Below are 10,301 nucleotides of genomic sequence, written 5' to 3'. Positions count from 1 at the left end.
AGGAACAAGGATTGGCGGTGTTAGCCGCTTTCTTTTGCCTACTTTTCTTTGCGGCGGCAAAGAAAAGTAGGTGCCGCCCCGCACAGGGGCGACGCTTGAAGCAGGCTAACAAATCGCGGATGCCAGCGAAAAGGCAAACGTACAGAGGCAACGCACGAAGCACGAAGGCATAGCGCGGATGCCAGCGAAAAAACAAAACCACCAACCAGCGTCGCAGACAAACCAAAACCCAAAATCAAACCAAAGCCTGCCGCAGGCAATACGCAGCAATCGCCTCAATCACATCGGCGTCCTCGCCAACAGCAGTAGCACACCGAATCTCAACGGAAGGATTCGCGCTGCGGCACTGCTCAAGAATCGCCGGCAGATCTCGCCGAACATGCCCGCCCTGTCCAAAAAAAACCGGCACAACGGTGATAACAGAAACCCCTGCTGCGACCTGACCAGCCACAGCCCCCGGCAAATCGGGCGTCATCAGTTCGAGAAACGCGAGCGAAACGGGCCCCGCCGACGCACCGCGCAACTCCGCCAAACGCGCGGACAGCCGCTCAAAAGGCTCAGCCCATCGGGCGTCCCTCGCACCATGTGCGAACAGCACAATTCCATGAGCACCCATCGTCCGATCGCCCCGCGAGGAAGAAAAGCCTAGTGCCGGTCAACCCATTTTAGGCCGACTAACCCGAGCACGAGATAGATCAACCCCGGCGTCGCCGCCGTCAACGGCGCTGGCCACGTATTCAGATTCCCGATATGCGAGAACAGCGTATTGAACAGCTGAAAGCTCATCCCGAGCATGATCCCGCCGAAAACCTTCACCCCAACCACGCCCGCGCGTGTGTGCAGATAAGCAAACGGCAACGACAACACCAGCATCACGAACACGGCAAACGGATACAGCACCTTGCGCCACAGCGCGATCTCATACCGTTGCGTGTCTTGGTGGTTCTCGGTCAAGTGCTGGATATAGCGGAACAGATTGAACATCGACATCCGTTCCGGCGCGACCAGCAGCACCGACAAAATCTGCGGCGTCAATTCCGAGCGCAGCGAGTATTCAGGCAACGTCACCTGCTTCGCGCGATACACCGGGTTCAACGCATCGGCGGGCTTGCTGGCGTCCTGCGCGACGTCGATCAGTTGGGTGTCCGTGACGTCCGTCAGCAGCCAGTGGCCGGGCGGCTGATACTTGCCCGACTTCGCAATGCGCACGTTCGACAGACGGAACTTCGAATCGAATTCGTAGATACGCACATTCGAGATGGTCGCGTCCGGCTGCAATTGCCCGACGTTCACGAAGCGCGTCACCTGTTCGCCGTCAGCACGCGCCGTCAGCGTGTCCTTCACCCAGACGCCCGACTCGAAGTTGCTCGACACCGACGAGCCCAGCGCCTCGAGACGCACGCGCTCCGACAACTGATCCGTGTACGGCCCGACCACTTCGCCGATGATGTACGTGAGGAACACGAGCGGAATGCCGATCTTCAGCAGCGATCGCAGCGCCTGGTTCGTCGCGAGACCGGACACGCGGAAAATCGTGTACTCGGAATTCGCCGCCATCTGCGCGAACACGTAGATCGCGCTGATCAACGCCGCGACGGGAATGATTTCGTAGAAGCGCGACGGCGTCTGCAGCGCGACGCGCAGCACGGCGTACTGGAACTTGTAATTGCCGTGGCCGACCGAGTTCAGTTCGTTGATCAGGTCGAAGAAGAAGAACAGACCCGAAAACGCGAACAGAATGAAGACGAACGTGAGGTAAACCTGACGCGCGAAATACTTTTCATAGATGCGCATGGGTCACGCTCCCTGCGCCGGACGGCTCGACCGGCTGAACGTTGCCCGCGTGAAGAGCGGCCGGTTGCGCACCCGCAGCCAGAAAATAAACGCGACGACCAGCGCTACGATGACATGCAGCCCCACGAGGCCCACGCCAAACGACATCTTGCCTTGCTCGATCCACGACTGCACGACGTTCAGCAGGTTCGAATACGTCAGATAGATCAGCACGGCCATCACGAGATTGATCGTACGGCTGCGGCGCGGATTCTGGTGCGCGAGCGGGATGGCGAGCAGCATCAGGTTGATCGCGATCAACGGCAAGCCCGCGCGCCAGGCGAATTCAGCGAGATTCTGGCGCGTCGGATCGCGGAACAGGTCGAGCGTCGGCGTGCCTGTCGTGGTCGGCGTGTTGACCACCGGCTGGCTCTGGATCTTCACGCCGTAGCGCTCGAACTCCATGATGCGGAAGTCGGGATGGCCCGGTTCGCCGTCATAGCGGCGGCCGTTTTCGAGCACAACGAAGCGGTCGCCGTTCTTATGCGTTTCCGTGTGGCCGTTCTTCGACACGACCACGTTCACCTTGCCGCCCTCGGTGCTGGTGACGAACACGTTCTCGACGTGGCCCTGATCGGGTGACATCTTCTCGATGAAGAACACGCGATGGCTCGTCGCCGATTCGCGGAACTGGCCGGGCGCGAGCAGCGAGACCTCGTCGCGCTGCTGGAAGCGCGCGCGGATCAGCTTGCTCTGCTGGTTAGACCACGGCCAGCCGACGAACACGAAGAAGGCAATCAGAATGATGATGGGCGTCGCGAACAGGCCGATCGGCTTGATGAAACGCGTGAGGCTCACACCCGAGGCGAGCCACACGACCATTTCGGAATCCTTGTACCAGCGCGTGAGCACGAACAGGATCGACACGAACAGCGTCGCGACCAGCATGATCGCGAGGTAGCCGATGACCGTCAGACCAATCAGCACGAGCACGTCGCGCGGGTCGATTTCACCGGACGCCGCGAAGCCGACGATGCGGATCATCATCGTCGTCAGGACCAGCGTGAGCAGAACCATGAACACGGCGCCAGCCGTATACGCCAGTTCGCGCTGGAGAGAGCGTTCAAAAATCATGGTTGATGAGGAGAGGGCGCGCTCCGACAGGCAGCGGGGTGGAGCCCCGTCACGCCTTCGTGCAGCCGCCGCGGGAAAAATAGCGGATAATTGCGGCTTTCATCCTAAGCCCAGATTTTATCCGAGGACAAGCGCGATGGACTTTAGCATAAAAGCCTGTGATTGGAGCAAAGGCTCGACCAACGGGTTCCTTACCGGAAAATCGGATTGCATCGTGATCGGCGTGTTCGAATCGCAGACGCTGTCGGGCGCGGCGCTGGAAATCGACGCTGCCACCAAGGGTCTGCTCACGCGCATCATCAAGGCGGGCGACATGGACGGCAAGACGGGCAGCACGGTGTTCCTGCATGAAGTGCAGGGCATCGGCGCGTCGCGCGTGCTGCTGGTCGGTCTCGGCAAGCAGGACGCGTTCACGCAGAAGGCCTACGGCGACGCCGTGCGCGCCGCGTGGCGCGCGATCCTCGGCACGAAGATCACGCAGGTCACGTTCACGCTGGCTCAGGCGCCCGTCAAGGAGCGCTCGTCGGATTGGGCCGTGCGCGCTGCGATCCTCGCGCTGCGCGAGCTGACGTACAAGTTCACACAGATGAAGAGCAAGCCGGACAACAGCACGCGCGCGCTGAAGCGCATCGTGTTCAGCGTCGACGCGGCTGACGAGAAGCTCGCGAAGGTTGCGCTCAAGCAAGGCGTCGCGCTGTCGAACGGCATGGATCTGACGAAGGACCTCGGCAACCTGCCGGGCAACGTCTGCACGCCGACCTATCTGGCAACCACCGCGAAGAAGCTGGCGAAAGACTGGAAGCTGAAGGTCGAAGTGCTCGGCCAGAAGCAGCTCGAAGCGCTCAAGATGGGTTCGTTCCTGTCGGTCACCCGGGGTTCCGTCGAGCCGCCGCAGTTCATCGTCCTCCAGTATCAGGGCGGCGCCGCGAAGGCCGCGCCCGTCGTGCTGGTCGGCAAGGGCATCACGTTCGACACGGGCGGCATTTCGCTGAAACCCGGCGACGGCATGGACGAGATGAAGTACGACATGTGCGGCGCGGGCTCCGTGCTCGGCACGCTGCGTGCCGTCGCCGAAATGGGCCTGAAGCTGAACGTGGTCGGCATTATTCCGACCTGCGAGAACATGCCCGCCGGCAACGCGACCAAGCCGGGCGACATCGTCACCAGCATGAAGGGCCTGACGATCGAAGTGCTGAATACGGACGCGGAAGGGCGCCTGATCCTGTGCGACGCGCTCACGTATGCCGAACGCTTCAAGCCGGCCGCCGTGATCGACATCGCGACGCTGACGGGCGCGTGCATCATCGCGCTCGGCCATCACAACAGCGGCCTGTTCTCGAAGGATGACGCGCTCGCGGGCGAACTGCTCGACGCATCGAAGGAAGCCTCCGACCCCGCATGGCGCCTGCCGCTCGACGACGAGTATCAGGACCAGCTGAAGTCGAACTTCGCCGACCTCGCGAATATCGGCGGACGTCCGGCGGGCAGCGTGACGGCGGCCTGCTTCCTGTCGCGCTTCACGGAAGCGTATCCGTGGGCGCACCTCGACATCGCGGGCACCGCATGGAAGAGCGGCGCGGCGAAGGGCGCAACGGGCCGTCCCGTGCCGTTGCTGTCGCAGTTCCTGATCGACCGCGCTGCACAATGACGCGTTGCAGTCCGATCGCGCATCAAGCAGTGGAGCAGGATCGCCGATGACCCGTATCGACTTTCATTCGAACGTCGGCGATTCGCTGCAGTATGCGTGCCGTCTTGTGCGCAAGGCGTATCAGGCCGGCCAGCCGCTCGTCGTGCTGGCCGAACCGCCGCGCCTGCGCGCGTTCGACGAGCAGTTGTGGACCTTCTCGCCACTCGACTTCATCCCGCACTGCCTCGCCTCGAGCCCGCTCGCGGCGCAGACGCCCGTCGTGCTGACGTCGTCGCTCGACGACGTGCCGCATCATCAGATACTGTTGAATCTGGGCGCAACGGTGCCGTCGCAGTTCGCGCGCTTCGAGCGCCTGCTGGAAATCGTCGGCAACGCGCCCGACGAACTGGCCGCGGGGCGCGAGCGCTATCGCTTCTACCGCGATCGCGGCTATGCTCTGAATAACTACAAGCAGGGCGCCTGACGGGTTCTGTCCGCTCGATGCGCGGTCTTGTCCGATTCGCGCAGAACCGGCTCGTCCGATCTTTAAAGGGAGTGTTTTCGTGTCCCAATCTTCCGACTCTTCCGATCAAGACATCCCCGTTCTGACCGATGTGATGGTGACGGGCCATGAGCCGCATGCGCCACATGAGCCACATGAGCCACATGAGCCACATGAGCCACATGAGCCACATGAGCCGCACGCCAAGGCGAAGCGGCCGAAGCGCAGCGGCTCGCATGCTCATGAAGGCTCGCATGCGCGTGGTAAGCATGCGGCGGCGCCCGACGCGCAAGACTTGCATGAAGCGCCGCACGACGTACATGCGGAGCCGCAAACGCCGGCTGTTAACGCTGACGATGACGTGCCCGTTCTCGATTCCATCTACGAATCGCCACATGCGCCGATGCGCGAGCCCGCACAGTTCGTGCCGGGCGAAGCGGAATTCAGCTCGGGTTCGACGGCCGAGCAGTATGTCGCGCCGCCTTTGCCGAGTTCGCTGACGGCGCCGGCAGAGCACGTACCTGCGCCTGCGGCGAGGTCCGACTACGATGCCGACATACTGGCCGAGCGTTTGCGTGGCCGTTTCGCGACGTATCTGAAAGGGGATGGGCGCAATCTGATCGAGGCGCGCTGCCGCGACGCGTTCCAGGATCACACGACCTGGCTCGTCAATCAGATCACGCGCGAGGTTGCGCTCGCGCTGGAAACGGAAATGCTCAGTTGGGTGCGCGAGGCGATCCGCGAAGAACTCGGTAATTCGACGACCAGCAAGTAGACCGGCATATAAGCCGTGCGTGCGCGCGTTACTTGAGCGTCAAAATCCAGCTTGCCAGCGACATCGCTTCGTCCTGCGTGACCTGTGTGTTGGCGGGCATCGGCACGGGTCCCCAGACGCCCGCGCTGCCTTCCATGATCTTGCGCGTGAGGTAGGCCACTGCGTCGCCGCGCGCCGCGTATCTGGCGGCGACGTCGTGCAGCGGAGGTCCCATGAACTGCCGTGTCACCGAATGGCAGCTCATGCAGTTCTGCTTTTGCGCCAGCGCAAGGCCCGGAGCCTGCGCGCGCGCCGTGCCGGTGAATGCCAAAGTGCCTGCCAGCATGAATGCCGCATACGACTTCGATTTCATTATGGTCTCCGCCGGTGACTCAGCCCGGCTCGTGGTGGACGCATTATAAGAGCAAAGGGGCACACGGCGATCCGCGTGCCCCTTTGCCTATCGAAGCGTTGCTTGCGTCAACCCGCGATGCTGCGCCGCGTCAGTAAAGCGGCGCGGAACGGCTGACGCGTCAGTCCGTGACAGCGCCCTTGTTCGCCGGCTTCACGAGTGCCGCGAACTTGGCCAGCACGCCACGCGTGTAACGCGGCGCGGGCTGCTTCCAGGCGCTGCGGCGGCGTTGCAGTTCGGCGTCGTCGACGTTCAGTTGCAGCAGCAGCTTGTGCGCGTCGATCGTGATCGAGTCGCCTTCCTGCACGAGCGCGATCGTGCCGCCGGCGAACGCTTCCGGCGCGACGTGACCCACGACCATGCCCCACGTGCCGCCCGAAAAGCGACCGTCGGTGATGAGGCCGACCGATTCGCCGAGCCCCTTGCCGATGATCGCAGACGTCGGCGCGAGCATCTCCGGCATGCCCGGACCGCCTCGCGGGCCGAGATAGCGCAGCACGACGACATCGCCTGCCTTGATCTTGTCGGCGAGGATCGCGTCCATCGCGCTTTGCTCGTCGTCGAATACGCGTGCAGGGCCCGTGATGACCGGGTTCTTCAGGCCGGTGATCTTTGCGACGGCGCCGTCTTCCGCGAGGTTGCCCTTAAGGATCGCGAGATGGCCTTCGCTGTAGAGCGCCTTGTCGATCGGATAGATCACTTTCTGGTCCGCGCGCGGCTTGCTGGGCACGTCCTTCAGTTCTTCAGCGATCGTCTTGCCGGTGATGGTCATGCAGTCGCCGTGCAACAGGCCCGCGTCGAGCAGAAGCTTCAGCACTTGCGGGATGCCGCCTGCCTGGTGCAAGTCAGTCGCGACGTACTTGCCCGACGGCTTCAGGTCGCAGATCACAGGCACTTTCTTGCGCATCCGCTCGAAGTCGTCGATGGTCCACTCGACTTCCGCCGCGTGCGCGATGGCCAGAAAGTGCAGCACGGCATTGGTCGAGCCGCCCGTCGCCATGATCAGCGCGACGGCGTTTTCGATCGATTTCTTCGTGATGATGTCGCGCGGCTTGAGATCCTTCTTGACGGCCTCGACCAGCACGCGGGCCGATTCCGCGGCCGAATCCACTTTTTCCTGATCCGGGTTCGCCATCGTCGACGAATACATCAGCGACATGCCGAGCGCCTCGAACGACGAGCTCATCGTGTTGGCCGTGTACATACCGCCGCAGGAGCCCGTGCTCGGGCAGGCATTCTGTTCGACCCCTTCGAAATCTTCCTGCGACATGCGGCCCGCCGTGAACTCGCCGACCGCTTCGAACGACGACACGATGGTCAGGTCGGTGCCTTTCCATTTGCCTGGTTTGATCGTCCCGCCATACACGTAGATGCCCGGCACGTTCATCCGCGCGAGGCCGATCATGCCGCCCGGCATGTTCTTGTCGCAACCGCCGATCACGACGACGCCGTCCATCCACTGGCCTTGCACGCAGGTCTCGATGCAGTCGGCGATCACTTCGCGCGACACCAGCGAGTACTTCATGCCCTCCGTGCCCATCGACATGCCGTCGGAGATGGTCGGCGTGCCGAAAGTCTGCGGGTTCGCGTCGGAGCGCTTGACGGCTTCGACGGCGGCATCGGTGAGGCGTTGCAGGCCGGCGTTGCACGGCGTGATGGTCGAGTGGCCGTTGGCGACGCCGATCATCGGCTTGTCGAAGTCTTCCTTCTGGTAGCCGAGCGCGTAATACATCGAGCGGTTCGGCGAACGCGCGACGCCTTGCGTGATGTTCTTCGAACGACGGTTGTACGGCATGGGGAGCTCCATCCAGTTGTTTTGATGTGCGCGCCGATCGGCTCGCTTCCCGCTTGCGGCGCAACGGCCTGGGCGGTTCCAGCGCGGGTTCTTTAGTCTAGTTCGGGCGCGTTGGGCAAGAATGGAGTTTCTGCAAAAGAATGTCCAATATATTATTCAGCATCGATTAGGTCGTAAAATGTATCAATGAGCCTGCCTGCCGTCCCCGATCTCCGCCAGTTGCGCTATTTCGTGACCGTCGCCGAAGAGAAGCACTTCGGGCGCGCGGCGGCGCGGCTGTCGATGACGCAGCCGCCGCTGTCGCAGGCGATCCGTGCGCTCGAAGACACGCTGGGCGTCGAACTGTTCGCGCGCACCAAGCGCTCCGTCGAGTTGACGTCGGTCGGCGCGGATCTGCTGCCTGAGGTGCGGCGGCTGCTGGCGGGCGCGGAAGGGCTGCGGCCGCTGGCGCAGAGTCTTGCGCGCGGCGAGGCGGGCGTGCTGTCGCTGGCGTTCGTGTCGACGGCGGATTACGGGCTGTTGCCGCCGCTGTTGCGCGAGTTCGGCACGCGCCATCCGCGCGTGCGGCTCGAACTGCTCGAAGCGACCAGCGACGTGCAGATCGACGAGCTGGTCGCGGGGCGCGTCGATGCAGGTCTGGTGATCGGGCCGCTGCCGCCGCGCTATGCGTCGCAGCTGTCGTGGCTGCCGCTGGCGCGCGAGCCGCTGGTGATCGCGATGTCGACGGAGATGGCGGCGCGGATCGACGGCGATGGGGGCAGCGGGGCGGGCGTGGCCGAATGGCGCGACGAGCCGTTGAGCCTCGCGCAAGCGGGTGACGCGCCGCTGGTCGTTTTCCCAAGGCGTCTCGCGCCAGGCTTTTATGACATCATTATGGATTGCTACGGCGCGGCCGGCCTGACGCCGCACATCGGCCAGGAAGCGATCCAGATGCAGACGATCGTGAGCCTGGTGTCCGCGGGCATGGGTGTCGCGCTGGTGCCGCAATCCTTGCGTAACCTGCGGCGCACGGGCGTCGTGTATCGTCCGTTGCGTGAGGCCGTGCCGGCCGTTGTCACCGGGCTCGTGTGGCGCACGGCGGAAGTGAGCCCTGTGCTGGCCGGTTTCATCGACATCGTGCGTGCTCATGCCGATGTGCTTGCCGGCTAGCGGCGAACCCTTTGCGGCGCGGCGCGTCCAATGCGCTTGAGTTTCCAGATTACCGAACCCCTATAACGATACGATGCACATTCACCCGAATTTCGATCCCATCGCCATTCATCTGGGACCGCTGGCCGTCCGCTGGTATGGCCTGATGTACCTGGTCGCCTTTGTCATGGCGATCGTCGTGGGCCGGTTGCGGCTGCGTTTGCCGCATGTCGCGGCACAAGGCTGGACCCCGAAGGATATCGACGACATGCTGTTTTATGGCGTGCTCGGCACGATACTCGGCGGGCGGCTTGGTTATGTGCTGTTCTATAAGGCGAGTTGGTACTTCGCGCATCCTCTGGACATCTTCAAGGTCTGGGAAGGGGGCATGTCGTTTCATGGCGGGTTTCTCGGCGTGACGCTGGCGATGGTGTTGTTCGCGTGGCAGCGTAAGCGTACGTGGCTGCAGGTGACCGATTTTGTCGCGCCGATGGTGCCTACCGGCCTTGCTGCTGGGCGGCTGGGTAACTTCATCAATGGTGAGTTGTGGGGGCGGGTGACGTCGCCCGATGCGCCTTGGGCGATGCTGTTCCCCGGTGCCGCGAATGAAGACGCAGGCTGGTTGGCGGCGCATCCGGCGCAGGCCGCGCAGTGGCATCTCAGTGAGGTGTTTGCGCAATATCACATGCTGCCGCGGCATCCTTCGCAGTTGTATGAGATCGCGCTTGAAGGTGTGGTGCTGTTTCTTGTGCTGTGGTTTTTTACGCGTAAGCCGCGGCCTGTTGGGGCTGCTTCGGCTGTCTTTCTCATCGGCTATGGTCTTGCTCGCTTTACGGTCGAGTTTGCGCGTGAGCCGGATGATTTTCTCGGGCTGCTGGCGTTTGGGCTGTCCATGGGACAGTGGCTGTCGCTGCCGATGGTGATTGCTGGGGTGTTGATGTTGGTGTGGGCTTATCGGCGGAATGGGCGTGAGGCTGCGCGGGCTGTTAATGTAGGTTGATGTGGTTTTTTTTCTGTCTGCGACGCTGGGGTGGTTTGCTTGTCTTTGCGTTGGCATCCGCGATTCGTTAGCGTGCTTCAGGCGTCGCCCCTGTGCGGGGCGGCACCTACTTTTCTTTGCCGCCGCAAAGAAAAGTAGGCAAAAGAAAGCGGCTAACACCGCCAGCACGTGTGTTT

The 10,301-nt window shown here is 62.7% G+C and carries 10 protein-coding genes; 5 read left to right on the top strand and 5 right to left on the bottom strand.

What is annotated here, in order from left to right; translation table 11 throughout:
- Positions 1–235 precede the first annotated feature (235 nt).
- Genes BLT65_RS21090 through lptF form a run of 3 tightly spaced genes read right to left on the bottom strand, consistent with a single transcriptional unit; the run spans position 236 to position 2,907 of the window.
- Complete coding sequence (locus tag BLT65_RS21090; protein ID WP_091780516.1) at positions 236–616, bottom strand: sirohydrochlorin chelatase; 381 nt, start codon at positions 614–616, stop codon at positions 236–238.
- A gap of 29 nt (positions 617–645) precedes the next feature.
- Positions 646–1,794 (bottom strand): LPS export ABC transporter permease LptG, encoded by a 1,149-nt coding sequence (lptG, locus tag BLT65_RS21085; RefSeq protein ID WP_042316912.1) that lies wholly within the window; start codon positions 1,792–1,794, stop codon positions 646–648.
- Positions 1,795–1,797: 3 nt separating this feature from the next.
- The gene (gene lptF / locus BLT65_RS21080) at positions 1,798–2,907 is read right to left on the bottom strand and encodes an LPS export ABC transporter permease LptF (protein ID WP_042316914.1); all 1,110 of its coding nucleotides are present in this window, start codon (positions 2,905–2,907) and stop codon (positions 1,798–1,800) included.
- A 136-nt stretch (positions 2,908–3,043) separates the two neighbouring features.
- Here lptF and BLT65_RS21075 point away from each other — a divergent pair, with 136 nt between their 5' ends.
- The 3 genes from BLT65_RS21075 (at position 3,044) to BLT65_RS21065 (ending at position 5,811) form a co-directional block, all read left to right on the top strand.
- The gene (locus BLT65_RS21075; protein ID WP_007582466.1) at positions 3,044–4,555 is read left to right on the top strand and encodes a leucyl aminopeptidase; all 1,512 of its coding nucleotides are present in this window, start codon (positions 3,044–3,046) and stop codon (positions 4,553–4,555) included.
- 46 nt (positions 4,556–4,601) lie between these two features.
- Positions 4,602–5,018: a DNA polymerase III subunit chi gene (locus tag BLT65_RS21070; protein ID WP_042316918.1), complete on the top strand. Its 417-nt coding sequence runs from the start codon at positions 4,602–4,604 to the stop codon at positions 5,016–5,018.
- A 79-nt stretch (positions 5,019–5,097) separates the two neighbouring features.
- Complete coding sequence (locus tag BLT65_RS21065; protein WP_091780513.1) at positions 5,098–5,811, top strand: DUF2486 family protein; 714 nt, start codon at positions 5,098–5,100, stop codon at positions 5,809–5,811.
- A gap of 28 nt (positions 5,812–5,839) precedes the next feature.
- On the opposite strand, the gene BLT65_RS21060 is transcribed toward BLT65_RS21065, so the two are convergent.
- Positions 5,840–6,163 (bottom strand): c-type cytochrome, encoded by a 324-nt coding sequence (locus tag BLT65_RS21060; RefSeq protein ID WP_091780511.1) that lies wholly within the window; start codon positions 6,161–6,163, stop codon positions 5,840–5,842.
- Between the two features lie 160 nt (positions 6,164–6,323).
- Positions 6,324–7,997: a dihydroxy-acid dehydratase gene (gene ilvD / locus BLT65_RS21055; RefSeq protein ID WP_091780508.1), complete on the bottom strand. Its 1,674-nt coding sequence runs from the start codon at positions 7,995–7,997 to the stop codon at positions 6,324–6,326.
- Positions 7,998–8,183: 186 nt separating this feature from the next.
- Here ilvD and BLT65_RS21050 point away from each other — a divergent pair, with 186 nt between their 5' ends.
- Positions 8,184–9,146 carry a LysR family transcriptional regulator gene (locus BLT65_RS21050; protein WP_091780505.1) on the top strand — a complete coding sequence of 321 codons (963 nt, stop codon included), beginning with the start codon at positions 8,184–8,186 and terminating at the stop codon, positions 9,144–9,146.
- A gap of 73 nt (positions 9,147–9,219) precedes the next feature.
- The gene (gene lgt, locus BLT65_RS21045) at positions 9,220–10,125 is read left to right on the top strand and encodes a prolipoprotein diacylglyceryl transferase (protein ID WP_042316925.1); all 906 of its coding nucleotides are present in this window, start codon (positions 9,220–9,222) and stop codon (positions 10,123–10,125) included.
- Positions 10,126–10,301: the final 176 nt, after the last annotated feature.

The sequence above is a fragment of the Paraburkholderia steynii genome (assembly GCF_900100565.1).
GTDB lineage: Bacteria > Pseudomonadota > Gammaproteobacteria > Burkholderiales > Burkholderiaceae > Paraburkholderia > Paraburkholderia terrae.
This window is presented reverse-complemented; position numbering and strand designations above follow the sequence as displayed.

Coding starts and splice junctions, on each gene's coding strand:
- BLT65_RS21075 (WP_007582466.1), top strand. CDS start 3,044: ATGGACTTTAGCATAAAAGCCTGTGATTGGAGCAAAGGCTCGACCAAC.
- lptF (WP_042316914.1), bottom strand. CDS start 2,907: ATGATTTTTGAACGCTCTCTCCAGCGCGAACTGGCGTATACGGCTGGC.
- BLT65_RS21050 (WP_091780505.1), top strand. CDS start 8,184: ATGAGCCTGCCTGCCGTCCCCGATCTCCGCCAGTTGCGCTATTTCGTG.
- BLT65_RS21090 (WP_091780516.1), bottom strand. CDS start 616: ATGGGTGCTCATGGAATTGTGCTGTTCGCACATGGTGCGAGGGACGCC.
- BLT65_RS21060 (WP_091780511.1), bottom strand. CDS start 6,163: ATGAAATCGAAGTCGTATGCGGCATTCATGCTGGCAGGCACTTTGGCA.
- BLT65_RS21070 (WP_042316918.1), top strand. CDS start 4,602: ATGACCCGTATCGACTTTCATTCGAACGTCGGCGATTCGCTGCAGTAT.
- ilvD (WP_091780508.1), bottom strand. CDS start 7,997: ATGCCGTACAACCGTCGTTCGAAGAACATCACGCAAGGCGTCGCGCGT.
- lgt (WP_042316925.1), top strand. CDS start 9,220: ATGCACATTCACCCGAATTTCGATCCCATCGCCATTCATCTGGGACCG.
- lptG (WP_042316912.1), bottom strand. CDS start 1,794: ATGCGCATCTATGAAAAGTATTTCGCGCGTCAGGTTTACCTCACGTTC.